General features: G+C 59.6%; 22 protein-coding genes. 15 read left to right on the top strand and 7 right to left on the bottom strand.

Annotated features, from left to right (window positions below; all coding sequences use genetic code 11):
- The first annotated feature begins 154 nt into the window (after nt 1–154).
- Both dapA and smpB read left to right on the top strand, forming a co-directional pair.
- Complete coding sequence (dapA, locus tag FHW77_RS15370) at nt 155–1,039, top strand: 4-hydroxy-tetrahydrodipicolinate synthase (RefSeq protein ID WP_004440897.1); 885 nt, start codon at nt 155–157, stop codon at nt 1,037–1,039.
- A 161-nt stretch (nt 1,040–1,200) separates the two neighbouring features.
- Complete coding sequence (gene smpB, locus FHW77_RS15365) at nt 1,201–1,683, top strand: SsrA-binding protein SmpB (RefSeq protein ID WP_004440898.1); 483 nt, start codon at nt 1,201–1,203, stop codon at nt 1,681–1,683.
- 168 nt (nt 1,684–1,851) lie between these two features.
- Here the strand turns inward: smpB and FHW77_RS15360 are convergent, their stop codons facing one another.
- Both FHW77_RS15360 and FHW77_RS15355 read right to left on the bottom strand, forming a co-directional pair.
- On the bottom strand, nt 1,852–3,351 hold the full coding sequence (locus FHW77_RS15360) for a globin-coupled sensor protein (protein WP_004440899.1): 1,500 nt from the start codon (nt 3,349–3,351) through the stop codon (nt 1,852–1,854).
- Nucleotides 3,352–3,567: 216 nt separating this feature from the next.
- Nucleotides 3,568–4,137, bottom strand: a complete 570-nt coding sequence (locus FHW77_RS15355; protein ID WP_004440903.1) for a LabA-like NYN domain-containing protein — start codon at nt 4,135–4,137, stop codon at nt 3,568–3,570.
- 392 nt (nt 4,138–4,529) lie between these two features.
- On the opposite strand from FHW77_RS15355, the gene rpoZ reads away from it, so the two are divergent.
- The 11 genes from rpoZ (at nt 4,530) to recO (ending at nt 13,784) form a co-directional block, all read left to right on the top strand.
- Nucleotides 4,530–4,919: a DNA-directed RNA polymerase subunit omega gene (rpoZ, locus tag FHW77_RS15350; RefSeq protein ID WP_003521126.1), complete on the top strand. Its 390-nt coding sequence runs from the start codon at nt 4,530–4,532 to the stop codon at nt 4,917–4,919.
- Between the two features lie 132 nt (nt 4,920–5,051).
- Entirely contained in the window at nt 5,052–7,286 is a 2,235-nt protein-coding gene (locus FHW77_RS15345) for a RelA/SpoT family protein (protein ID WP_004440906.1), read from the top strand.
- A gap of 197 nt (nt 7,287–7,483) precedes the next feature.
- Entirely contained in the window at nt 7,484–7,630 is a 147-nt protein-coding gene (locus tag FHW77_RS15340) for a hypothetical protein (RefSeq protein WP_003496944.1), read from the top strand.
- A 249-nt stretch (nt 7,631–7,879) separates the two neighbouring features.
- Nucleotides 7,880–8,458 carry a DUF2062 domain-containing protein gene (locus FHW77_RS15335; protein ID WP_004440911.1) on the top strand — a complete coding sequence of 193 codons (579 nt, stop codon included), beginning with the start codon at nt 7,880–7,882 and terminating at the stop codon, nt 8,456–8,458.
- Nucleotides 8,455–8,859: a holo-ACP synthase gene (gene acpS, locus FHW77_RS15330; protein WP_004440912.1), complete on the top strand. Its 405-nt coding sequence runs from the start codon at nt 8,455–8,457 to the stop codon at nt 8,857–8,859. Before FHW77_RS15335 ends, acpS begins: the two co-directional genes overlap by 4 nt.
- Before the next feature lie 207 nt (nt 8,860–9,066).
- Nucleotides 9,067–9,813, top strand: a complete 747-nt coding sequence (gene lepB / locus FHW77_RS15325) for a signal peptidase I (protein ID WP_003509951.1) — start codon at nt 9,067–9,069, stop codon at nt 9,811–9,813.
- A complete protein-coding gene (rnc, locus tag FHW77_RS15320) occupies nt 9,810–10,523 on the top strand; it encodes a ribonuclease III (RefSeq protein WP_004440914.1) in 714 nt (237 codons plus the stop codon). The genes lepB and rnc overlap by 4 nt, the downstream gene beginning before the upstream one ends.
- Nucleotides 10,524–10,605: 82 nt before the next feature.
- Nucleotides 10,606–11,556 (top strand): GTPase Era, encoded by a 951-nt coding sequence (era, locus tag FHW77_RS15315; RefSeq protein ID WP_022555902.1) that lies wholly within the window; start codon nt 10,606–10,608, stop codon nt 11,554–11,556.
- A 146-nt stretch (nt 11,557–11,702) separates the two neighbouring features.
- Nucleotides 11,703–12,455 (top strand): Crp/Fnr family transcriptional regulator, encoded by a 753-nt coding sequence (locus tag FHW77_RS15310; RefSeq protein WP_004440919.1) that lies wholly within the window; start codon nt 11,703–11,705, stop codon nt 12,453–12,455.
- Between the two features lie 130 nt (nt 12,456–12,585).
- Complete coding sequence (locus tag FHW77_RS15305) at nt 12,586–12,963, top strand: response regulator (protein WP_004440922.1); 378 nt, start codon at nt 12,586–12,588, stop codon at nt 12,961–12,963.
- A gap of 56 nt (nt 12,964–13,019) precedes the next feature.
- Nucleotides 13,020–13,784 (top strand): DNA repair protein RecO, encoded by a 765-nt coding sequence (gene recO, locus FHW77_RS15300; protein ID WP_006699397.1) that lies wholly within the window; start codon nt 13,020–13,022, stop codon nt 13,782–13,784.
- Between the two features lie 13 nt (nt 13,785–13,797).
- Here recO and FHW77_RS15295 read toward each other — a convergent pair whose 3' ends face one another.
- Nucleotides 13,798–15,015 (bottom strand): MFS transporter, encoded by a 1,218-nt coding sequence (locus FHW77_RS15295; protein WP_004440927.1) that lies wholly within the window; start codon nt 15,013–15,015, stop codon nt 13,798–13,800.
- A gap of 164 nt (nt 15,016–15,179) precedes the next feature.
- On the opposite strand from FHW77_RS15295, the gene FHW77_RS15290 reads away from it, so the two are divergent.
- A complete protein-coding gene (locus FHW77_RS15290; RefSeq protein WP_044458759.1) occupies nt 15,180–15,914 on the top strand; it encodes a class I SAM-dependent methyltransferase in 735 nt (244 codons plus the stop codon).
- Nucleotides 15,915–16,191: 277 nt separating this feature from the next.
- Here the strand turns inward: FHW77_RS15290 and FHW77_RS15285 are convergent, their stop codons facing one another.
- From FHW77_RS15285 to FHW77_RS15270, 4 genes are all read right to left on the bottom strand, one after another.
- On the bottom strand, nt 16,192–17,034 hold the full coding sequence (locus tag FHW77_RS15285) for an MOSC domain-containing protein (protein WP_044458787.1): 843 nt from the start codon (nt 17,032–17,034) through the stop codon (nt 16,192–16,194).
- Between the two features lie 9 nt (nt 17,035–17,043).
- Nucleotides 17,044–17,688, bottom strand: coding sequence for an HD domain-containing protein (locus FHW77_RS15280; protein WP_004440935.1), 645 nt, complete (start codon nt 17,686–17,688; stop codon nt 17,044–17,046).
- The gene (locus FHW77_RS15275) at nt 17,685–20,480 is read right to left on the bottom strand and encodes a DUF2339 domain-containing protein (RefSeq protein ID WP_004440938.1); all 2,796 of its coding nucleotides are present in this window, start codon (nt 20,478–20,480) and stop codon (nt 17,685–17,687) included. The genes FHW77_RS15280 and FHW77_RS15275 overlap by 4 nt, the downstream gene beginning before the upstream one ends.
- Nucleotides 20,481–20,746: 266 nt before the next feature.
- A complete protein-coding gene (locus FHW77_RS15270) occupies nt 20,747–22,306 on the bottom strand; it encodes a VOC family protein (RefSeq protein ID WP_004440941.1) in 1,560 nt (519 codons plus the stop codon).
- Between the two features lie 288 nt (nt 22,307–22,594).
- Here FHW77_RS15270 and FHW77_RS15265 point away from each other — a divergent pair, with 288 nt between their 5' ends.
- Nucleotides 22,595–23,638, top strand: a complete 1,044-nt coding sequence (locus FHW77_RS15265; protein WP_004440943.1) for an ABC transporter substrate-binding protein — start codon at nt 22,595–22,597, stop codon at nt 23,636–23,638.
- Nucleotides 23,639–23,679 lie beyond the last annotated feature (41 nt).

Below are 23,679 nucleotides of genomic sequence, written 5' to 3'. Positions count from 1 at the left end.
AGATCACGGCCCGAACACTGTCACACTTCCGACAATTTCGGACAAAATACGCTGCCTTTGCGCTTGTCGGCGCCAAGGGCTGGCACTAATGTGTGCCGGTTTTAACCATCGAATGCGGCCGAAGCATGAACCGGCTCGGCGCCAGGAGCTTTGCATGTTCAAGGGATCAATTCCCGCCCTCATTACCCCGTTCACGGACAATGGCGCCGTGGACGAAAAGGCTTTCGCCGCCCATGTGGAATGGCAGATCGCCGAAGGCAGTAACGGACTTGTGCCGGTGGGCACGACGGGGGAATCCCCGACGCTTTCCCACGACGAGCACAAACGTGTCGTTGAACTGTGCATCGAGGTTGCGGCGAAACGGGTTCCGGTCATTGCGGGTGCAGGCTCCAACAATACCGATGAAGCGATCGAGCTGGCCCTGCATGCGCAGGAAGCGGGTGCGGATGCGCTGCTGGTGGTTACCCCCTATTACAACAAGCCGACCCAGAAGGGCCTGTTCGCCCATTTCTCCGCCGTCGCGGAAGCGGTGAAGCTGCCCATCGTCATCTACAATATTCCGCCGCGCTCGGTGGTGGATATGTTGCCGGAAACCATGGGCGCCCTGGTCAAGGCCCATAAGAACATCGTTGGCGTCAAGGACGCGACGGGCAAGATCGACCGCGTTTCCGAACAGCGCATTTCCTGCGGCAAGGATTTCGTCCAGCTCTCGGGTGAAGACGGTACCGCTCTCGGCTTCAACGCCCATGGCGGTGTCGGCTGCATTTCCGTGACGGCCAACGTGGCACCGCGCCTCTGTTCGGAATTCCAGGCGGCGATGCTTGCCGGCGATTATGCCAAGGCGCTGGAGTACCAGGATCGCCTGATGCCGCTGCATAAGGCCATCTTCATGGAGCCAGGCGTCTGCGGCACAAAATATGCGCTGTCGAAGACGCGCGGCGGCAACCGCCGTGTGCGTTCGCCCTTGATGAGCACGCTGGAACCGGCAACCGAAGCAGCCATCGATGCGGCGCTGAAGCATGCCGGCCTGATGAACTGAGACAGGTCTGAAAAGCCGGAAGGCGCGCAATGGACCGCTTCGCAGCAGAAGCCGTCCCGCGCGCCTTTTCTTTTCGTGGCGACGATACTAAATAGAGGTTCGAAAACCGCTCTCGGCGGCAGGCCGAAGGCGCAATAAGAAAAACAAGGGATTGAAATATCATGGCCCCCAAAGGCAGCCAGCGCGTGGTGAACAAGATCGTTGCGGAAAACCGCAAGGCCCGTTTCAACTACGAAATCGTCGACACCTATGAGGCAGGACTGGTGCTGACCGGCACCGAGGTCAAGTCGCTGCGCGAAGGCAAGGCGAACATTGCCGAATCCTACGCGTCGGACGAGGGCGATGAAATCTGGCTCATTAATTCCCACCTGCCGGAATATCTGCAGGCCAACCGTTTCAACCATGAGCCGCGCCGCCGCCGCAAGCTGCTCCTGAGCAAGCGCGAGATCAACCGCCTGCGCGCCGGCATCAACCGCGAAGGCATGACGCTGGTGCCGCTCAAGATCTACTTCAACGACAGGGGCCGTGCGAAGCTGGAACTGGCGCTCGCCAAGGGCAAGAAGCTGCACGACAAGCGCGAGACGGAGAAGGAACGCGACTGGAACCGGCAGAAGTCGCGGTTGTTGAAGGGTGGGGCGGCCTAAGTTCGCCGCCTTTCGCAGCATGCTCCTCCGTCATGCCGGACTTGATCCGGCATCCAGTCGCAGCGCGTCTGCGCTGTGAGAAGAGCCCTTTCAGCCCAAGGACTTGGGCTGGCTGGATCCCGGCTCAAGGCCGGGATGACGGGAGTTTGTTACTGTCCGCTGCGCCCGTCACGCCGCCCGGTACGTCCGCTCCACATGCGCCTTCGTCGTCGAAACGCTGAACCGGCTGACAAGCGCCGCGAGGTTGGCGCTGACATCGCTCAGATTGTGCGTGGCGGCATTGGTCTCTTCCACCATTGCCGCATTCTTCTGCGTCAGATTGTCCATGCTGTTGATCGCCGCACTGATTTCCTGAATGCCGACGGATTGTTCCTGCGCCGCCTTGGTGAGCGAGGTGATGTGATCCTTGATGTGATCGACCTTGCTGCCGATCGTATTCAGGGATTCACCCGTTTTGTTCACCAGCGAAACGCCCTGCATCACATCCTCGGATGACTTGGCGATCAGTGTCTTGATTTCCTTTGCGGCGGTGGCGGAGCGTTGCGCCAGCTCACGTACTTCCTGGGCGACGACGGCGAAACCCTTGCCAGCCTCGCCGGCGCGCGCGGCTTCCACGCCGGCGTTCAACGCCAATAGATTGGTCTGGAACGAAATCTCATCGATGACGGAAATAATCTGGGTGATCTTCTGCGACGAGTCCTCGATGGCGCCCATCGCTTTCACCGCATCCGTCACCACATTGCGAGAGCGTGCTGCTTCGATGGCCGAACTTTCGACGATGGCCTTGGCCTCTTCGGAACGTTGCGCCGACAATCTGGAAATGGTGGTGATTTCCTCAACGGCTGCGGCGGTTTCCTCAAGCGCGGCCGCCTGCTGCTCCGTCCGGCGGGCCATGTCATCGGTGGCGGAGGTGAGCTCGCGCGTATTGCCGGAAATCTTGTTCGCTTCCTCCACGATCTGGGCGAAGGCACCGGCGAGATTGCCGACAGCGGTGTTGAAATTGGCGATCAGCCCTTCGAATTGCGGCGCGGTCTTTTCGTTGATGCTGGAGGTGAGGTCGCCGTTGGCCAGCCGGTCGAGGGCACTGTTGAGGAGCGTGAGAATATGGTCCTGCTCCTTCTTCATCTGCGCCTGTTCGGCCTCTACCTTATGCCGCTCGGCGGCGAGCACGTCGAGATAGACGGAAATCGAATAGTCCATGTCCAGAAGGGCGGCCTTGATGGTAGCGGACAAGGCGTCCTTCACCTTCCTGGCCTTCTTCTCCATGAATAGGCCCTTCAACTCCGACTCGATCAGGGCCTTGACGATGCCGTCAAGCATCAGCGCATAACCGCCAATGTACCATCGCGGCTCCAGCCCCAGTCTGGCATGGGTGCGGCCGATCGCGGTCACGGCATCTGTATAGTCCGCGTTGAATGTACCGGAGGCGATCCTCGTCCAGTGTTTGAGCTGCATGCCCTTGGCGTGCTGCACATGTGCGTCATTGGCAAAGAACTTCGCCGTCTCCGGCACCGAGCGCACTTTCGCATAGAAGCGGTCCAGCGACGCATCGAGAGAGCCGGTGATGACACCCTTCATGTCTGAGAGATTCTGTCGCTGCTCGTGGCCGAGCCCCAGAAAATTCAGTCTTTCTTCGAGCTGTCGGTCGGTTTTTTCTTGGCCATGCATGTCTAGTCATCCTGCTTTGGCACCCAAATCATGTCGTTGGTGCCGTTACTTGATTTAGACACGTCTAAAATTAACCAAGATATAATTTCCCCCGGCCGGATTTGACGGTTGTTAATTTCAGCGGGAATTTTTCCCTGCAGATAGGGGGGTAAACAAAAACGCGCCAGTCTTTGAGACGGACGCGTTCTTGAAATATCGGTGATTGCGAAATCGGGATCAGACCGTCTCGGGGCCTTCCGCGTGCCGGGCAGGGCGCTCATTCGGATCGCGTCCGATTTCGGCTTTCAGCGTCATCAGGTCGATGAAGTGATCGGCCTGGCGGCGCAGGTCGTCGGCGATCATCGCGGGCTGGGTGGCCATGGTGGAAACCACGGAAACCTTGCGGCCCTTGCGCTGCAGCGCGTCCACCAGCGTGGTGAAATCGCCGTCGCCGGAAAACAGCACCAGGTGATCGACCGTTTCGGACTGCTCCATGGCGTCGACCGCCAGTTCGATATCCATGTTACCCTTGATCTTGCGGCGGCCGAGCGCGTCGGTAAATTCCTTCGCCGGCTTCGTCACGACCTTGTAACCGTTATAGTCTAGCCAGTCGATCAGCGGGCGGATCGAGGAATATTCCTGATCTTCGATCAGGGCCGTGTAATAATAGGCGCGCAGCAGATAGCCGCGCTTTTGAAACGCCTTCAGAAGCTTGCGGTAGTCGATATCGAATCCCAGGCTTTTCGATGCTGCATAAAGATTGGCTCCATCTATGAAGAGCGCAATTTTCTCCCGTGGATCGAACATTCCATCCCATTCCTTTTTTTGGAAAGGCCATTATCTGGCTTTTATATCCGGTCGATAGCGCTAAATATCATGTCGTATCAACGCGCTTTGCGTACCGCCGTTGCGTTTTAAGTAAGCTACCTTCCCCCTTATTCCAAGACAATTCTTCTAGACATTTTGTTCATCAGGCGCCAAACATCGAGGATAAGGTGCCAAAAGACGCCAAAGACAGGAAAAACTTGAATTCCGCGGCCAATGGCTGTATCGGAAGCTGGAAAGCTTCGTCGCGAGAAATTCCAGGTGTTTTCCGCACGGCACGAAGCGCAGATTCAATAGGTTAGAGCAACCCTTGTGCATCCTGAAAACCGCACGGCGCTCTGATCCACGACATTACGACCCGCAAAGGACAGGCAATGGCCCGCGTCACAGTTGAAGATTGCATTGATAAAGTAGACAACCGTTTCGAGCTGGTGCTTCTCGCCAGCCACCGTGCGCGCCAGATTTCTCAGGGCTCTTCCATCACGGTTGACCGCGATAATGACAAGAACCCCGTCGTTGCGCTGCGTGAAATCGCCGACGAGACGCTGTCTCCCGACGATCTGAAGGAAGACCTCATCCATTCGCTGCAGAAGCACGTGGAAGTGGACGAGCCCGAGCCCGATCCGGTCACGCTTGCCGCCGCCGCTGCCGACAGCGAAGAAGACGACCAGCCGGAAACTGTCACCTTCGACCAGATGTCGGAAGAAGAACTGCTGGCCGGTATCGAAGGCCTTGTGCCGCCGGAAAAAAATGACGATTATTGATCCGGTTTTATGACGCCTTTGGCAGGCGGCGGTTACCGTCTGTCAATAGTTGCCGTCATAATCTGATCCTTATTGATGCAGCATTGTGCGCCGACCCCAAGGTTGGCGCGCTTTCTTTTTGTGGAATATCGCATGATGCGGCAATACGAACTCGTTGAGCGGGTTCAAAAATATAAACCGGATGCGAATGAGGCCCTGCTGAACAAGGCCTATGTTTACGCGATGCAGAAACACGGCCAGCAGAAGCGGGCCAATGGCGACCCCTACATCTCGCATCCGCTGGAAGTTGCCGCAATCCTCACCGAAATGCATCTCGACGAATCGACCATCGCGGTGGCGTTGCTGCACGATACGATCGAGGACACCACCGCAACTCGCGCTGAAATCGACGAATTATTCGGCGAAGACATCGGCCGGCTGGTGGAAGGGCTGACCAAGCTCAAGAAGCTTGATCTCGTCACCCGCAAGGCGAAACAGGCGGAGAACCTGCGCAAGCTGCTGCTCGCCATTTCCGATGACGTGCGCGTCCTCCTGGTGAAGCTCGCCGATCGCCTGCACAACATGCGTACCATGGAATACATGCCGGCCGACAAGCGCAGCCGCATTTCCGAAGAAACCATGGAAATCTATGCGCCGCTCGCCGGCCGCATGGGCATGCAGGACATGCGCGACGAGCTGGAGGACCTGTCCTTCCGTTATCTCAATCCTGAAGCCTATGAGACGGTGACAAACCGTTTGCAGGAACTGGAAACGCGCAATGAAGGCCTCATCAAGAAGATCGAGGACGAGCTGCGTGAATTGCTCGTGGCGAACGGCCTCATCGGCGCGGGCGTCAAGGGCCGGCAGAAAAAGCCTTATTCGGTGTTTCGCAAGATGCAGTCGAAGTCGCTCTCTTTCGAGCAGCTGTCTGACGTCTACGGTTTCCGCATTCTGGTCGACGACATTCCCTCCTGCTATCGGGCGCTCGGCATCGTGCACACACGCTGGCGTGTGGTGCCGGGCCGCTTCAAGGATTACATCTCCACGCCGAAGCAGAACGACTATCGCTCCATCCACACCACCATCGTTGGCCCGTCGCGCCAGCGTATCGAGCTGCAGATCCGCACCAAGCGCATGCATGAGATCGCCGAATTCGGTATTGCCGCCCACGCGCTCTACAAGGATGGCGAAAACGGGGAGGGCGATCTGCTTTCGCCGGAAAGCAACGCCTATTCCTGGCTGCGCCACACCATCGAATCGCTGGCGGAAGGCGACAGCCCGGAAGAATTCCTTGAGCATACCAAGCTGGAACTCTTTCAGGATCAGGTGTTCTGCTTCACGCCCAAGGGCAAGCTCATTGCCCTGCCGCGCGGCGCGACTCCCATCGATTTTGCCTATGCGGTGCACACCAATATCGGCGACACCACCGTTGGCGCCAAGATCAACGGCCGGATCATGCCGCTCGTCACCCGGCTGAACAATGGCGACGAGGTGGAGATCATCCGCTCCGGCGTGCAGGTGCCGCCCGCCGCATGGGAAGAGGTAGTGGTGACGGGCAAGGCACGCTCGGCCATCCGCCGCGCCACCCGTATGGCCATCCGCAAACAATATTCCGGCCTTGGTTATCGCATTCTCGAGCGCACCTTCGAACGCGCCGGCAAGGCCTTCTCCAAGGAGGCGCTGAAGCCGGTCCTGCATCGGCTGGCGCAGAAGGATGTCGAGGACGCCATCGCGGCTGTCGGCCGTGGCGAGGTTTCCTCGCTCGATGTGCTGCGCGCGGTATTCCCGGATTATCAGGACGAGCGCGTGACGGTGAAGATGACCGGTGACGACGGCTGGTTCAACATGCGCAGCGCCTCGGGCATGGTCTTCAAGATACCGGGCAAGTCCCGTTCGGCGCTGGAGGATGACGGTGCGGCCGAAATGCTCGACGGGCCTGACCCGCTGCCCATTCGTGGCCTTTCCGGCAATGTCGATGTGCATTTCGGGCCGGCCGGCGCCGTTCCGGGGGACCGCATCGTCGGCATCATGGAAAAGGGCAAGGGCATTACCATCTATCCAATCCAGGCGCCGGCGCTTCAGCGCTTCGACGACGAGCCGGAACGCTGGATCGATGTGCGGTGGGATCTGGACGAAGCGAACAAGTCGCGCTTCATGGCGCGGGTGATGATCAATGCGTTGAACGAGCCGGGCACGCTCGCCTCAGTCGCGCAGTCGATCGCAACGCTCGACGTCAATATTCGCGGGCTGAACATGGTCCGCATCGGTACCGACTTCTCCGAGTTGGCGCTGGACGTGGAAGTCTGGGATCTCAGGCAGCTGAACCAGCTTCTGTCGCAGCTCAAGGATCTGGATTGCGTCTCCACGGTCACGCGTGCCTTTGATTGAGGCATTTTTGATGCCTTTGAGATAGCGGAAGGCCGCTGTTATGCGTTCTGCGCATGGCAGCGGCCTTTTCCTGTCTCTGGTGGTTAATGCGGTTTGCGACTATTTTCCTCTCAGAAATTGAAGAGAAGGAGACGCGGCGTGCCGGTGGATGAACACCGATGAGAAACGCCAGTTCCAAACCGAAAGGACCGAAAATCATGTTTACTCCGCTTCGTAAGATCGCCCGCGCCGTTCGTGGCAAGACCACCCAGGAACGCGAATTCGAATATCTCAGCGGCTCGGTATCGAATGTCGACCTCGAGTTCCGTCAGCGCGAAATCGACCGCGGCCTGTTCCGCCGGTAATGCGCTCAGCGCATGGCAGCCAGTCGCCATGCGTATGGACACGGAAAGCGCGGCGGTAATGGCCTGTGTTTTCCTGTGCACCGCAAGCCCAGGAGATACGCGCCTCAGCGCGTCTCCTCCATGCCGCTGTCCAGTGTGACTGATCGGGTATGCTGCATCTGCAATGATCAGCGTGGGATAACCGGGCAAAAGTTCTTTGTTGCCTACCACGCTCTTGGCTCGGCCGGGGTGATGAAATAGACTGCCCCCATGCCGTTTCGCCGCCGTGAACCCGTTGGTTTTTCAGAGAAGATTCGCGACCTCTTCTGGCCGCGAACGGGTTTTTCCCGTTCCCTGCGCTACATGAAGTTGCGCCTGCTCAGGCTTTCCGCCTCTCCCCATTCCATTGCCGCCGGTGTCGCCATCGGTGTGGGTGTGGCGTGGATGCCGTTTCTCGGTGTTCACATCATCATTGCCATGGCGCTCGGTTTCCTCATGCGCGTCAACCTCGTGGCGGCGGCACTCGGTACGACGTTCGCCAATCCGCTGACATTTCCTTTCATCTGGGCCTCCACCTGGGAGCTGGGACATGTCATTCTCGGGCGAAAGACGTCGGAAAGTGCTGCGCATGTGGATTTCGTGGCGCTGTTTAGCCATCTTGAATTCCGGCAGATATGGACGCCGGTACTGGAACCCATGACCATTGGTGCGGTTCCGCCCGCCATCATCAGCGCGGTCATCGCCTATATCGCCGTTTATGGGCTCATCAACGGTTTTCAGCGCCGCAAGATGGAAAATCTCGCGCATCGCGCCGCCAACAAGAATGCTTCTCTGGAGATGTTGAAATGATCATTGGATTGGGAAGCGACCTGATAGACATCCGGCGCGTTGAAAAATCGATCGAGCGCTTCGGCGAGCGTTTCACTCATCGGTGTTTTACCGATATCGAGCGCGCCAAATCCGATGGCCGCAAGAACCGCGCCGCGTCCTATGCCAAGCGTTTCGCCGCCAAGGAGGCCTGTTCCAAGGCGCTTGGCACCGGCCTTGCGAACGGCGTTTTCTGGAAGGACATGGGCGTCGTCAACCTTCCGGGCGGCAAGCCCACCATGGTGCTGACAAACGGGGCAGGGGAGCGACTGGCGGCCATGCTGCCCGCAGGCCATCGCGCCAATATTCACCTGACGATCACGGATGACCACCCTTACGCTCAGGCATTTGTGATCATCGAGGCGCTTCCCGTGATCGATTGAGGCCTGGGGGCGTCGTTGGGCGCGCTCTATTTGCACCGCTGTCACAGAAGCGCTTCCCTTCGGGCTGGAAAGGTTCTAGAGAAGTCGCAGAAATATGAAAGCGTTGCGGGCCGCGTGAAACAGCATCACCCGCCCCAGGCGCGATAAGCAACGGCCCGTCAGCTTCTTGGATCGAAGAAGCCGGGAAACAATCAGGCAGGTCTTTAAGTGTCGGAAAAAGCGGAAAAGAAGCAGAACGCCCTTTGGGAGAACGTCAAGGTCATCATTCAGGCGCTGCTGCTGGCGATGGTCATCCGCACCGTGCTGTTTCAGCCCTTCACCATCCCGTCGGGCTCGATGATGCCGACGCTGCTGGTCGGCGACTATCTTTTCGTCAACAAGTTCTCCTACGGCTATTCTAAATATTCGCTGCCTTTCTCGCCGAACCTGTTTTCGGGCCGCATTCTGGAATTCAGCAAGCCGAAGCGCGGCGATGTCGTGGTCTTCCGCCTGCCGCCCAATCCTGAAGTGGATTACATCAAGCGTCTGGTCGGCCTGCCGGGCGACCGAATTCAGGTCACGAACGGCGTGCTGTTCATCAACGGCCAGCCGGTGCCCAAGCAGCCGGACGGCACCTTCACGTCGGATTATCGCGCCGATCCGGGCGCCAACGTCCCCGTCTTCCGCGAAACGCTTGACAATGGCGTTACCTACGACACGCTCGATCAGTCGCCCGACTCGCGCGGCGACAACACCCGCGAATTCGTGGTCCCCGAAGGCCATTATTTCATGATGGGCGACAACAGAGACAATTCGCTGGATAGCCGTTTCGATGTCGGTTTCGTGCCGGAAGAAAACCTGATTGGCCGCGCCAGCGTCATCTTCTTCTCTTTGGGCAACGACACGCCGTTCAGCCGCATTTGGGAATGGCCGGCCAACATGCGTTGGGACCGCCTGTTCAAGGTTGTGGGATGAGCAAGACCAAGCCGCTTTCCGCGGACGAGATTTCTCGTCTGGAAGCGTTGATCGGATATGAGTTCAAGGAAAAGGCCCGGCTCGACCGGGCCTTGACCCATGCTAGCGCCCGCTCCGCCGCGGCGGGCAATTACGAACGTCTGGAGTTTCTGGGCGACCGCGTTCTGGGTCTCTGCGTTGCAGAACTTCTGTTCTCCATCTTCCGCAACGCGTCCGAAGGTGAGCTTTCGGTGCGTCTGAACCAACTGGTCAGCGCCGAATCCTGCGCGTCGATCGCTGACGAGATGGGCCTGCACAATTTCATCCGCACCGGATCCGACGTCAAGAAACTCACCGGCAAGGCGATGCTGAACGTGCGCGCCGATGTCGTCGAAAGCCTGATTGCCACCATCTATCTGGATGGCGGCCTCGATGCGTCGCGCAAATTCATTCTGAAATATTGGCAGGGCCGTGCCACGAGCGTGGATGCCGGACGGCGTGACGCGAAAACGGAACTGCAGGAATGGGCGCACGCAAAGTTTGCGGTCACCCCATCTTACCGGGTTGACGATCGCTCCGGACCGGATCACGATCCCCGCTTTACGGTGACTGTTGAAATTCCCGGCGTAAAGCCGGAAACCGGCGTCGAGCGTTCCAAGCGCGCGGCCGAGCAGGTGGCGGCAACCAGATTGCTGGAACGCGAAGGCGTCTGGCAGAAAAGCTCTACCTGAAACTGAGCTGACCGGCGACGGCAGCTGACTATCAAGCGCATGGCGAGCCCTCTGGCCGCATGTTGAATACCTCTGACCTTGAATGGATATCATGACCGATCACGAAAACCCCGCCTCGACAGGCGAAGACAATGCCCTTCCGACCCGCTCCGGCTTCGTTGCCCTCATTGGCCCTACAAATGCCGGTAAGTCGACGCTGGTAAACCGGCTGGTGGGCGCCAAGGTTTCCATCGTCAGCCACAAGGTGCAGACGACGCGTGCGGTCATGCGCGGCATCGCCATTCACGACAACGCGCAGATCGTGTTCATGGACACGCCCGGTATCTTCAAGCCGCGCCGTCGGCTGGACCGCGCCATGGTCACCTCCGCCTGGGGCGGCGCGAAGGACGCCGATCTCATTCTTCTTTTGATCGACAGCGAGCGCGGCCTGAAGGGCGACGCTGAGGCGATTCTCGAAGGCCTGAAGGACGTCCCCCAGAAGAAAATTCTCTGCCTCAACAAGATCGACCAGGTAAAGCGCGAAGACCTCCTGAAGCTCGCCGCCGCCGCCAATGAGACGGTCGCCTTCGACCGCACCTTCATGATCTCGGCGACCAATGGCTCCGGTTGTGAAGACCTGATGAACTATCTGGCTGCCGAATTGCCCGAAGGCCCATGGTATTATCCGGAAGACCAGATCTCCGACCTGCCCATGCGCCAGCTTGCCGCCGAAATCACCCGCGAAAAGCTGTTCCTGCGCCTGCACCAGGAACTGCCCTATGCCTCGCATGTCGAGACGGAAAAGTGGGAAGAGCGCAAGGATGGCTCAGTGCGCATCGAGCAGGTGATCTATGTCGAGCGCGACAGCCAGAAAAAGATTGCGCTCGGCAAGAACGGCGATGCCATCAAGGCGATCTCCACCGCCTCGCGCAAGGAACTCTCGGAAATCCTCGAACAGCCGGTGCATCTCTTCCTGTTCGTCAAGGTGCGCGAGAACTGGGGCGACGACCCGGAGCGTTTCCGCGAAATGGGGCTGGAATTCCCGCGAGGCTGAAAGCGCGTCATTCCCGCGTTTCTGTGAGGATACAGAAACGCGGTGGGAGGAGCGCGATGTCTTTGTTCCCGGCAGGGAACCGAATATCCTTGGAACGGGTTGTTCCAAAAACAATTGGGCGCAACCTTTTTTCATGATGGATAATCATGTCACCCAAAAAACCGAACGGGATTTCCACCACCCCCTGCCAGCAATGCCCGCTGCGCGATCTACCGCATTTCAGGGACTTTTCTTCTTCGGAACTGGATTTCGTGTCCCGTTTCAAGACGGGGGAATTGGCGGTGGAGAGCGGCTCCGTCATCCTGATGGAAGGCTCACACAGCGCTCACCTCTACACGGTGCTTGCGGGCTGGGCATTTCGCTACAAGACTTTGGAGGACGGCCGGCGGCAGATCCTGAATTACGTGATGCCGGGCGACCTCGTCGGCCTGCAGGGCACGGTGATGGGGGAGATGCAGCACTCGGTTGAGGCCTTGTCGCCGGTCACGCTGTGCGTCTTTGAGCGATCGCGCCTCAACAATCTCTTTACCGACCACCCGACGCTTGCCTATGATCTGACATGGATTGCGGCGAGCGAAGAGCGCATGCTCGACAGTCATCTGCTCAGCATCGGCCGTCGCACGGCGCTTGAGCGCGCGGCCTACCTTATCGCTTTCCTTTACAGCAGGGCGAAAGCGGTCGCGCTGCTGCAGGGCGAGGCGACGATTCCTGTCACCCAGCAGCACGTGGCCGATACGCTCGGCCTCTCCATCGTCCACACCAACAAGACGCTGAGAAAGCTCGTCGATCGCGGGCTTATCCGCTGGACGGACAAGGGCTGTCTGGTGCTGGATGACGCCGGACTGGCGCAAGTTGCGGGCTGGGAAAGCGACGGCAAGCGGCAGAGACCGTTTATCTGATCTTCCGACATGTCTTTTTTAAATGACGGGCGAGCCGCAATTTGCGACTGCTCCCATGATATCTCACTGGAGAATCGTTTCGAAGACGACGGCTTCGAGCCTGACGGCTCTCTTTGTTAGGAAGAAAAATATGGTGCCACAACGGGTTATCATCGTTGAGGATGAATATCTGGTGGCGCTCGATGTTGAGGCGGTTCTCCAGTCGATGGGTGTGGAGACCGTTATCATCGCCACGACGCTTGCGCAGGCGAGGAAGGCTCTCGAAGAGGATGGCGCCGATTGCGTGCTTCTCGATGTCAGCCTTTCTGACGGTAAAAGTTATGATTTTGCACGCCACTTGCGGTCTGCGTCCATTCCTTTCGGTTTTGTCAGCGGTTACGGCGACACGACCGGATTCCCCGAAGATCTCCTGCATGCGCCCTTGCTCGGCAAGCCTTTCGGAGAAAACGAAATCACCGATTTCGTCCTCCGCCTCGTCGATGCGGCGCGTGTTACCGTAAAAGAATAACGTTTCGCCACCGGATCGGTTATGATCGGGCTTGAATCGAAATTCGGACAGGTTTCATGCAGTGGCAGGATGAGGCGATCATTCTCGGCGTAAAGCGCCATGGCGAGACGAGTGTCATCGCCGAGGTGATGACCCGCACACGCGGCCGCCATCTCGGGATGGTGCGCTCCGGGCGCTCCCGCAGCATGCAGCCGGTGCTGCAGGCGGGAAACCGGGTAGACGTCGTCTGGCGCGCGCGCCTTGACGATCATCTCGGAGAATACCGCATCGAGCCCCTGCAACTGCGCGCGGCGCAATTGATGGAAACGGCCACCGCCGTATACGGCGTCCAGGCCATGGGCGCGCTGCTGAGGCTTTTGCCGGAGCGCGATCCGCATCCGCATCTTTATCAGGCGCTCGATATCATTCTCGATAATCTCCACGACCCGGCCGATGCAGGCGAACTTTTCGTGCGCTTCGAATTGGCGGTGCTGAATGATCTCGGTTTCGGGCTTGATCTTACCGAATGTGCGGCGACGGGGCTGCGCAACGATCTCATCTATGTTTCGCCGAAAACGGGAAGGGCGGTCTGCCGCACGGCGGGAGCGCCCTATGCGGACCGGATGCTGTCGCTTCCGGCTTTTCTCGGCGAAGGCCAGTCGAAAGCCGCTGATCCCGAGAGCCTTGCGGCAGCTTTTCGCCTGACCGCCCATTTCCTCAACCGCCATGTCTACGATCCGCGCGGGCTCAATGAAAACGCCGCCCGCGACGGTTTCGTGCAGGCGGCGCTGAAGGCTTTGGAGCGCAGGGGATCGCCGCCCGCACTGGACAGGGCCGGTTAATTCCGGGCCATCGCTATTGGGCGAAGGCCGGCCGTGGGGCGGGGCGTTCTTCAATGGGCCAGTGCACGACGGCTGCAAAAATCCCCATGCCGACGCCAAGCCACCAGACGAGGTCGTAAGAACCGAACCTGTCATAAAGAAAGCCGCCCAGCCAGACGCCAAGGAACGAGCCGATCTGGTGGGTGAGGAACACGACGCCGCCGAGCATGCCGAGATGGCGCGTGCCGAACATGATGGCCACCAGCGCATTTGTGGGCGGCACGGTGGAGAGCCAGAGGATGCCCATGACGGAAGCAAAGAGAATGACTGAAAGCGGCGATTGCGGCAAAAGCAGAAAGGCAGTCACGACCACGGAACGGGCAATATAGATATAGGCCAGGAAATAGGGCTTGGAATAACGCTGTGCGATGACGCCGGCGGCCAGCGATCCGATGATGTTGAAGAAGCCGATGAGCGCCATGGCAATCACCGCGTAGCGTGGTTCGATACCGATATCGCCGAGATAGGCCGGGAAATGCGCGGTGATGAAGGCCACCTGGAAACCACAGACGAAGAAGCCCGTCGTCAGCAGCAGATAGCTCTTGTGGCCAAGCGCTTCCTTCAGCGCTTCGCCCGCGGTCTGCTGGAACTGCGCCTGCGACTGGGTGCCGGAGGATGAGTTTCCGCGCATGAAAAAGGCGAGCAGCGGCACCAGCATCATCATGGCGGCGAGCCAGACGAGACTGTCCGACCAGCCATAGGTGGAAATCAGCCCCTGGCTGATAGGTGCAAACAGGAACATGCCTGCCGAACCCGCCGCCGTGCCGATACCAAAGGCGAATGAACGCTGCTGCGGCGTGACATGGCGGGCGAAGGCGGAAAGGATGACGCTGAAGGACCCTGCGGCAATGCCAAGCCCCACGAGAACGCCGCCGCCGAAATGCAGCCAGAAGGGCGATGTGCCGAAGGACATGCAGATGAGGCCCGTCGCATAAAGAAAGCCCGAGAGCACGAGCACGCGGCCCGTACCGAACTTATCGGCGATGGCGCCGAAGAAGGGTTGGCCGAGACCCCAGAAGAGGTTCTGCAGCGCCATGGCAAGACCGAAGGTTGAACGATCCCAGCCGGTATCGGCCAGCATCGGCAACTGGAAAAAGCCCATGGCGGAGCGGGGGCCGAACGTCATGACCGCAATCAGCGACCCGGCTGCGATAATCAGCCAGGGCATGCTCTGGCGAGTGGCTTGCGACATGAATATTCCCCCCTCGCAGCACCCGCCTCTGAAAGAAGCGCAAAGCATGCCGCGGATTCCACAATGATGGGATGAATATTATCTTTTGTCAGCCGGCCCCACTAGCGACTTTTCTTGACGACCATTATTCATGCGATTGATGGAATGCGGCCTAAGAGGCGACGATGAAACAGAATATCTACGACGATCCCGGGTTTTTCGAGCGCTACAGCGCCATGCCGCGTTCCGTGGAAGGTCTGCGTCAGGCCGGCGAGTGGCACGAATTGCGCGCCATGCTGCCCCCGCTGAAAGACAAGTCCTTTCTCGACCTCGGTTGCGGTTTCGGCTGGCATTGCCGCTTTGCCGCGGAGCAGGGCGCACGCCATGTCGTCGGCGTCGATCTCTCGGAGAACATGTTGCGCCGCGCCGCCGAGATCAATGGTGGGCCCGGCATCGAATATCGCCGCGCCGCTATCGAAGACATCGATTTTCCGCGGCAGAGTTTCGATGTGGTGCTGAGTTCCCTTGCCCTGCATTACGTCCGCGATCTCGACGTGGCATTCGCAAGGATTTTCGCCGTGCTGAAGTCGGGCGGCGATCTCATTTTTTCCATCGAGCATCCCGTTTTTACGGCGCTGGAAAAACAGGACTGGTTTTACGGCGAGGATGGCGAAATCCTGCACTGGCCACTCGACAACTACCAGAACGAGGGCGTGCGCCACTCCAACTGGATGGCGGACGATGTGGTGAAATATCACCGCACCGTGTCAGCTATCGTCAACGGCCTCCTGTCCGCTGGTTTCACCCTGACGCGTCTGGCGGAACCACGTCCGGATCCGGCTTTGATGGCCGAGCGCCCGGAGCTGAAGCATGAAGACCGCCGCCCGATCTTTTTGATCGTCGGTGTGAAGAAGTCGTGACATGACCCGTGCGTTGTATCGCCGGGGTGCACAAAGATTGAGATCGGCGCGTCAGGCTCGAAGCTTGCCTTGTTCACAGTGCTCCGTCCTCTCCTCATCTGTGTGCTTGTCACAGAGATCCAGCCAGCCCAAGTCTTTGGGCTGAGGGATTGTTTTGCCGCGCAGACGCGTATCGGCTGGATTCCTGTGACAAGCACAGGAATGAGGGGAGCGAGGGTTTGACGGCACGTTAAAGCGCTGCCTGATGCCCAGAGGATTCCGTTTGAACCGGACTGACTTAGCGCCTCTTGATCGCCCAGCCTTCGGGCCTTTCCTCGATCACCTTTGCGACGTCGCCGACAAACAGCCTGCCTTCACCGCGCGGTGTCACGTTCCAGCCGAACAGCGGGCCGGGCACGCGCCGGTCTGCGGACATGCGGATGCGGCCCATGGCCTTCATGGGAGAGGGCACATCGCGGGAGCCGGTCGTCTGGTCCTGCGTGGTCATGATGCAGCGGGCGCAGGGTTTGACGAGATCGAAGCGAATGCCGCCGATCTCGATGGCCGCCCACCCGTCTTCCGCCCATGGTTCGTCCGTCTCAAGCACGATATTGGGCCGGAACCGCTCCATGCCAACGTCGTCTTCGCCATTTTCGCGCATGTTGTCGTTCAGCGCGGCGAGCGAGGCGGTGGTGGTGACAAGGATCTGGTAGCCATCCGCAAAGGTGACGGGCGTTTCATTGCCTGTCCACTCGAGGCTCGCGATGCGTTTGGAAGCGTTATCGAAAAAGGCGAGCTTCACTTCGCGTCCGAGCCATGCCGAGAGCGTGTCATTGGTCACAGCGTCGGCCATATTGGCGCTGACTATCGATTTCCATACCGCCACATCCATGCGCTCGCCGGATGGTCTTGCGACGATCTCGCCATGCTGGTCGCGCGAAAGCAACATGCCCCCGTCCTCGTGCCGCGCCAGAACCGTGGCAATGGCAGGCAATTCACGCTGGGTGATGAAGTGGCCCGACGGGTCCACAAGCATGGCGCGACGGTCACCCGGCAGACCCTCGGCCGACACGGCGCTGTCCGGGAGGGAAATGCCGCGCGCGCTTTTCAGCGGGTAGATATTAAGCTCTGTCACACGCATCATGCTTCCTCATATTTCATCGAGAAACAGGTCCAGCACCTGTTTCAGCCGCTCATGGCGGGCTCTGGCCATCTGCCTGCCGGTCTCTGTGCGAAAACCATCTGCCAGCTTGAACAGCTTGGTCTCGAAATGGTCGATGGCAAAAGCGCGGTCATCAAGCGGCCGTTCCTTCGCCAAGGGGTCGACCGGATCGTAAAGTGCGGAGCCCATGCGTCCGGCAATATAAAAGCAGCGCGCCGCGCCCACCATACCGATGGCGTCCAGCCTGTCGGCATCCTGAAGGATTTTCGCTTCCAGTGTCTGCGGCTCGATATTGGCGGAAAAGCTGTGGGTGATGATCGCATGCGTGGCGGCGTCGATATCCTGCTTCTTCCAGCCGAGGCCGGCCAGAATGCCTGAAGCCTTTTCTGCCGCCAGCCGTGATGCCTGTGCCCGCAAGGGCGAGTTTTTCTCCACGGCCACACAATCATGCAGCAGCACGCTGGCCGCCAGCACGGTGCCATCGCCGCCTTCACCCGCATGGATGCGCATGGCATTGCGGAAGACGCGGTGAATATGGGCCAGATCATGCGAGCCGTCGCCCGCATCGGCGGCGTGCGGGATCAACTCCTGCGCAAGCGCCGCATGGGGCGCGAAAGCCTCCGCCGCGATCATGCCTGCGGCTTCCGGGTGAGGATTTTCTGGTAGAACAGGCCGATGCCGATGAGCACCGCGCCGAGCCCGATGAAGGACAGCGCCCGGAGCACGCCTTCGAGGTTGCTCATGTCGATCAGGAAGGCTTTGGCAACCGAGATCAGCACGAAGGCGGCCGATGCCAGACGCAGGCTGCGGGCATTAAAGCGCGAGCCAAGCACGAGCAGCAGGACGCCGATCAGCAGCCAGACCACCGAATAGCTGTAGGTCTCGCCCTGCATAAAGCCCTTCCAGTCAGCAATATTCTCGCCCTGCCAGAAACGGCGCACCGAAAGCGTGGCCCAGGCAAAACCGAGCGCTGCTCCCGCCACCGCCAGCATGCTGACATAGGGCGGCGGACGTTTTCCGCGCGCGTAATAGGCGAGGCCGCCATAAGCGAATGCCGGCAAAAGGTAACCGATCAGCAGCAGGTTGAGGACCGGGATGCGGCCGGTATTCTCGCCGGTGAAATAGGGGTTGAGCGTGAAGAAATGCATCGTCAGCACGTTGATGACGGCGATGACGCCGGCGATCATCGAGCCGTAACGGAAGACGGGGCTGGGGCTTTTCAAATCCAGCGTCATCAGGACACCGGAGAAGCCGATGGTCAGCAGCGTGTAGATCGACTGCTCGCCGAGCGTCGGCACATTGCTGTCGAGCGTACCGCCATTCATTGCGTGGCGAACGAGGATGGCCACGGCCAGAAGTCCCATGACGCCGGCGATGGCCTGCAGGAAGTTCTTGATCCGCATGCCCGGCCAGTCGCGCAACAACCACGCGGAGACGATGGCCAGCAAGGCAGGGATGCCATAGCCCGGCAGCAGCGCGTTGAAGACCGGCGTCGTGCCGAGATTTTGCGGCCCGACGATTGTCGGCTCCCAGGCGATCCGGCCAAGAACGGCAACACTTGCGACAGCCATGACCCAAGGCAGTATATCCCAGTTGCGGTAGCGGCTCGCCAGCACGTAAAGGAAGCCGATGACGGACAGCAGCACTGTCGTCGCGAGCCCTTCCGTCAGCGTGTGCAGGCAGACCGCGAAGGCGGCGAAGGAGCCGAGCACAAGGATGTTCAGCGGCTTGCGATAGGCCTCACTGTTGCGCCGGTGCAGCCATTCAGCACCGGCAAGCAGCACGAAGCCAAGGCCGAGACCATAGGCCGCGTGCAGCCAGTCGCGGCCGAGATTGCCATATTCGACGAAGCTCGCCGTCGCGAGCCAGACAGGGAACAGGGCGGCAATGCCAGCCCAGAGCTGGGCGAAATCCGCATCTTCTGCGCCCTTGCGTTTCAGGAAGGAAAAGGCGCACAGCACGAAGATAGCCCCAAGGCCGAGCGCCATGGCAATTTCCGCAGCGTAGCCTGTGCCCACGGGCGGAAGCGTCACGCCGGTATCATTCACGAGACCAATAAAATCGATGCCACGCCGCGACATGAGCGACACCGCAGACTGCGCGCCGAGCGCGGCGATGATCGCCGGCCAGACGGCATAGTGACGGGCAGCACCGAGTGCTGCAAGAGCTGCAATAAGCGCTGAAACGATGAGCGCCGGGTGAGTATCGACGCTGCCTTCGGCAAAGAGGAAGCCGATGGCCGGCAGGATCACCGCCATCGATACGGTGAGGTTGAGGGCGAGCGACGGGCGCAGCAAAAGCCGCATGATGCGAATCGCGCGCCGCTCGGGAGCTGCCGTTTCGGCAGTTTCCCGAGGCGTGGTGTCGTACTGTTTTCCGGGCCAAAGGAAGATCGTGCCAGCGAGCATAATGAGCAGGGCAAGAGTCGGCGGTTCGGCACTGATTGCATCCGAAAAGCCGATATATCCGAGAGCCCAGAGGCCAAGTCCGGCATTGGCAAGCGACGGGACCACCGTCCAGCCCTGCCGGCGCGCCGCTGCCGCGGTTGCGAGCCAAGAGACGGTGAGGAAGACGAAGAGCGCCCAGATATTCGGCGTTTCGGTGGAAATCAGCGCCGGCGTCAGCATCGAACCTAGAAGTCCGAGACCGGCGAGCGCCTGTCCGTGCAACAACGACAGGCCGATGGTGGCGAAGGCGACGAGGCCGAGCAGGATAAAGGCGGTGCCGGGGCCGATATAGTCGTAGATGCCATAAGCCGCATAAACCACACCGAACAGCGTCAATGCGCCGGCCGCAGTGAGCACACCCGGTATCATGGCGTTGGAGTAGGTGGTGGCGATGCCTGGCACCGCCTTGCGGCGGATCGCTTCACCGGCAAGCCCGAGAAAGAGGCCGAAAATGGCGGCGAGCGACAGCCTGACCGCCGGGCTGAGCAGGCCTGATTCGATCGAATATTTGACGAGGAAAATGCCGCCGAGCGCCAGCGCCAGCCCGCCCGCCCAAACCGCCCAGCGCGCGCCGAGCAGGCTTTCGAAGCTTTCTTTCGCTGCCGGGGCAGACGCGGTATCAGAAGCCGCCACGGATACGGCATCGGCTAGTGGCGCAGCGGAAGCGTCTTCGCGCGCCACGTCTTGATCCGCCGCAGCGGTGCTGGCTTCTGAACGCTCGAAGGCGTCTTCATCCCGGATGCCCGCTGGTTCCAGCGCCGTTTGGCCTTCCGTCTCTGCTGCGAAATCAGTCTTTTCGGCGGTTTCTGTGTTTTCCGCCAGTGCCGCAGCAGGAGCGGCCACGCCCGCCGCCATCAGCCGCTTGAGGCTGTGAACCTCCCGTTCGAGCGACTTAATGCGGCTTGAATTGCGGATGCTTGCGACCAGCGTGTAGATGAAGGCCGCGACAAGGGCGAGGATAAACAGCGGGATTTCCAAACGGACTCTCCAATTATGAAGCTGTTTTTAAAGCCCTTTTGGTGAATTTATGCAAGGCCCGGTTGATGAGGTTGTGGGTAACGGGGGAGCGAGCGCTCGCATCCGCTTCTTCTCCCCGAGGGGAGAAGTCTGCGGCAGTGGGATGAGGGGGCGAGGGTAGAAATAAACTGAGAGCTTGCCCCCTCAACCGACCCTTCAGACCACTTTCTCCCCTCGGCGAGAAGAAATGGGCGGCATCCGCTCGCCTCATGCGCATCCCCCGAAAATCAGGGAACATACGCCAGCCAGCGCCGCGCCACTTCGATATCCGTGAGCCCGAGTTCGTGCCCATCTTCCAGCGTTTCCACCTCAACCCTTGCGCCGTTTGCCGCAAGCCTGTCCCGCAACACGCTCGCCCCGTCGCGGTATTTGTCGCGTTCTCCCGCAACAAGCAGGAAGCTGCGGCCGGAAAGATCACTTTCCGGCCATGTTTCGAGAACAGGCATTGGGCGGTACAGCAGGGCGTCCCCGGCAAGCTCCGGATAAAGCGCGGCAAAGGCCGCATAGAAGTTTGCCCCATTGGAATGGCCGATAAACCGCAGTTTCGAACGATCGAGCCCATAGGAGCGGATTGCCCCTTCCACGAATGCGGCGAAGGCTTCCGCTTCCGAGACGATATCCTTCTGGTCGAAGCTGAAATCGGGATAACGCCGGAACCACCGGGCAATCCCTTCTTCCGTACTGCGGCCGCGGACGCCGAGAAGCGTCGCGCCCGGTGCTGCCCGGTGCGCCAGCGGCATCAGGCTTGTTTCACTTCCGCCGGAACCGTGCAGCAGAATCATGGTGCTGCCATCAGGCTCTTCGGGCGTGTAGAAACGGTGTACGAAGGGCAGGTCGCGATAGACGATGCGCTCTTCGCCAGGCATCGCAAATTGCGGCAGGGCGACACGCACATCCGCCTCATCCTTCATGAAGAGCGGCGGGATGAACAGTTTTTCGCCGAGCGATTCCAGCGGTTCGTCCACCGTCATACCCGGCCCGTCGGTCGCCATTTCGATCAATACCCCGCCCGGTTCGCGGACGTAGAGCGAATGGAAATATTTACGGTCATGGGCGTTGGTGGTGCTGGAATTCAGTGATTTCAGCCCGGTTAGAACCGAGTTCAACTCATCCATGTCTTTTGCGCGGAAGGCTATGTGATCAACCGTGCCGGTGCCCGGCGCGCTGGACCAGAAGCCCGTGGCGTCGCGCACATCGATAATGTCGCCGCTATCGGAAACGAGCCGGCGAATTGCGCCCGTCTGGCTTACCTGCCTGTATCCGAAGTGTTTTTCGAGAAAAGCCACGGTTTCTTCCGGCACTTCGCTCAGCACGGTTGCACCGTAGATGCGGCGAATGGCGTCCTCTTCGGAAATGTCTTTCGTCATGCGCGGCGTGGCGTCGTCAAAGGCCTGAGTGCCGACCAGCTTGACGATCAGGCCGTCAGGGTCTTTCAGCCGAATGACGGGCTCGCCGAATTCGTCGGAGGGACCTTCCGCCCGGATGCCGAATCTCAGCGCCCGCGTCAGCCAGAAGCCGATGGCGGCAGGATCGATCGCCACGGAAATTTCCAGCGTCTGGCCGTAACCCACGCGGCCTTGGCCACCGTCCTCCCACACCAGAAAAGTCAGCAGGGAACCGGGCGAGGCGATATCATCGCCATAGAGCAGATGAAGCTGCATGGCGTCTTCGAAGCCCGCCGTGCGTTTGGCCAGCCGCAAGCCCAGAAAGCCGGCGTAAAAATCCACATTCGCCTGCACCTTTCGGGTGATCATCGTGATGTGGTGTATGCCCAGTGCAGAATTCATCTTGCCCCCGCTGTAGCCGCCTGCTGTTCGTGGCCTATTTGTCTCACGCTGCCCCTGATCCGCAACCCCGGCAAATGAGAACGCTGTGTTCTCTGCGTGAACGATACTGCTCTCGCTTCGTTGCATGCGCGATGGGCAGAATGCCGGCTTTTTGCCTGGCTCGCGAATAATTGTGCATATAAAATAAGCATACAAAATAACGGCTATTTTGTATGCAATTTTATCTTGCCTTGGAGGTCGGAATTGGGTCTTATGCAACCAATCCAACAAAACCATCAGGGGGAACAGATGATTTTAACGCGCAGGTTGTTGACCAGAGCTCTGGCCATTACCGCCATCGGTGTATCCGCCGGCTTTTCGCTGCCAGCGGGGGAGGCGCGGGCAGAAACGCCGGTGAAATTCACGCTCGACTGGAAGTTCGAAGGTCCGGCCGCCGGTTTCCTGCTGGCACTCGACAAGGGGTACTTCAAGGCCGAGGGCCTCGACGTCACCATCGACAGCGGCAACGGCTCGGTCGAAGCCATTCCGCGTGTCGCGACCGGCGCCTACCAGATGGGTTTCGGCGACATCAACTCGGTGATGAAATTCCTCGATGAGGATCCAAGCCAGAAGGTCAAGGCCGTCTATATGGTTTATGAGCGGCCCACTTTCGCCGTTGTTGGCCGCAAGTCGCTTGGCGTCACCGGCGATCCGAAATCGCTGGAAGGCAAGAAGCTCGGCGCGCCGCCGCCGGATGGCGCTTTTGCGCAATGGCCGGCTTTCAAGCAGGTCGCCGGTCTCGATGACGGCAAGATCAAGATCGAATCGATCGGTTTCCCGGTGCGTGAGCCGATGCTCGCCAAGGGTGATGTCGATGCGGTTTTCGGTTTTGCCTTTTCGGTGATCCTCAATCTCAAGAAGCAGGGCATCGGTGACGATGATATCTCGACCATTCTGATGGCCGAGCACGGCTTGAATCTCTATGGCAATGCAGTGCTGGTAAACACTGATTTCGCTGAGAAAAACCCTGAAGCGGTGAAAGGTTTCCTGAAAGCGCTGGCGAAGGGTTTTGCTGATTCCGTCAAGAACCCCGAAGAGGGCGTGGCTGCTGTTCTCAAGCGCAACGAAACGCTCGACAGTGCCATCGAACTCGAACGCCTGAACATGGCCAACAGCATGAACATCAAGACGCCCTATGTGGTGGAAAACGGTATGGGCGGCGTCGAGCCAAGCCGGCTTGCCGCCTCGCTGGAGACGCTCAAGGTGTCCATGGGCCTGAAGGGCAACGTCAAGGCGGAGCAGGTGTTCGACGCGACCTACCTGCCGGCCAAGGCAGAACGCATGCTTCCCTGATGGGTAAAATGAGCGGGTGCCGCAGGTTTCTTCTCCCCGCC

The sequence above is a fragment of the Agrobacterium sp. RC10-4-1 genome (assembly GCF_014138475.1).
Classification (GTDB): Bacteria; Pseudomonadota; Alphaproteobacteria; order Rhizobiales; family Rhizobiaceae; genus Agrobacterium; species Agrobacterium pusense.
The sequence above is the reverse complement of the archived record's forward strand: the minus strand, read 5'-3'. Positions and strand labels throughout refer to the sequence as shown.

Excerpts from the sequence above, each read along its gene's own strand:
- dapA (WP_004440897.1), top strand. The coding sequence starts at position 155 with ATGTTCAAGGGATCAATTCCCGCCCTCATTACCCCGTTCACGGACAAT.
- smpB (WP_004440898.1), top strand. The coding sequence starts at position 1,201 with ATGGCCCCCAAAGGCAGCCAGCGCGTGGTGAACAAGATCGTTGCGGAA.
- FHW77_RS15360 (WP_004440899.1), bottom strand. The coding sequence starts at position 3,351 with ATGCATGGCCAAGAAAAAACCGACCGACAGCTCGAAGAAAGACTGAAT.
- FHW77_RS15355 (WP_004440903.1), bottom strand. The coding sequence starts at position 4,137 with ATGTTCGATCCACGGGAGAAAATTGCGCTCTTCATAGATGGAGCCAAT.
- rpoZ (WP_003521126.1), top strand. The coding sequence starts at position 4,530 with ATGGCCCGCGTCACAGTTGAAGATTGCATTGATAAAGTAGACAACCGT.
- FHW77_RS15345 (WP_004440906.1), top strand. The coding sequence starts at position 5,052 with ATGATGCGGCAATACGAACTCGTTGAGCGGGTTCAAAAATATAAACCG.
- FHW77_RS15340 (WP_003496944.1), top strand. The coding sequence starts at position 7,484 with ATGTTTACTCCGCTTCGTAAGATCGCCCGCGCCGTTCGTGGCAAGACC.
- FHW77_RS15335 (WP_004440911.1), top strand. The coding sequence starts at position 7,880 with ATGCCGTTTCGCCGCCGTGAACCCGTTGGTTTTTCAGAGAAGATTCGC.
- acpS (WP_004440912.1), top strand. The coding sequence starts at position 8,455 with ATGATCATTGGATTGGGAAGCGACCTGATAGACATCCGGCGCGTTGAA.
- rnc (WP_004440914.1), top strand. The coding sequence starts at position 9,810 with ATGAGCAAGACCAAGCCGCTTTCCGCGGACGAGATTTCTCGTCTGGAA.
- era (WP_022555902.1), top strand. The coding sequence starts at position 10,606 with ATGGATATCATGACCGATCACGAAAACCCCGCCTCGACAGGCGAAGAC.
- FHW77_RS15310 (WP_004440919.1), top strand. The coding sequence starts at position 11,703 with ATGTCACCCAAAAAACCGAACGGGATTTCCACCACCCCCTGCCAGCAA.
- FHW77_RS15305 (WP_004440922.1), top strand. The coding sequence starts at position 12,586 with ATGGTGCCACAACGGGTTATCATCGTTGAGGATGAATATCTGGTGGCG.
- recO (WP_006699397.1), top strand. The coding sequence starts at position 13,020 with ATGCAGTGGCAGGATGAGGCGATCATTCTCGGCGTAAAGCGCCATGGC.
- FHW77_RS15295 (WP_004440927.1), bottom strand. The coding sequence starts at position 15,015 with ATGTCGCAAGCCACTCGCCAGAGCATGCCCTGGCTGATTATCGCAGCC.
- FHW77_RS15290 (WP_044458759.1), top strand. The coding sequence starts at position 15,180 with ATGAAACAGAATATCTACGACGATCCCGGGTTTTTCGAGCGCTACAGC.
- FHW77_RS15285 (WP_044458787.1), bottom strand. The coding sequence starts at position 17,034 with ATGCGTGTGACAGAGCTTAATATCTACCCGCTGAAAAGCGCGCGCGGC.
- FHW77_RS15280 (WP_004440935.1), bottom strand. The coding sequence starts at position 17,688 with ATGATCGCGGCGGAGGCTTTCGCGCCCCATGCGGCGCTTGCGCAGGAG.
- FHW77_RS15270 (WP_004440941.1), bottom strand. The coding sequence starts at position 22,306 with ATGAATTCTGCACTGGGCATACACCACATCACGATGATCACCCGAAAG.
- FHW77_RS15265 (WP_004440943.1), top strand. The coding sequence starts at position 22,595 with ATGATTTTAACGCGCAGGTTGTTGACCAGAGCTCTGGCCATTACCGCC.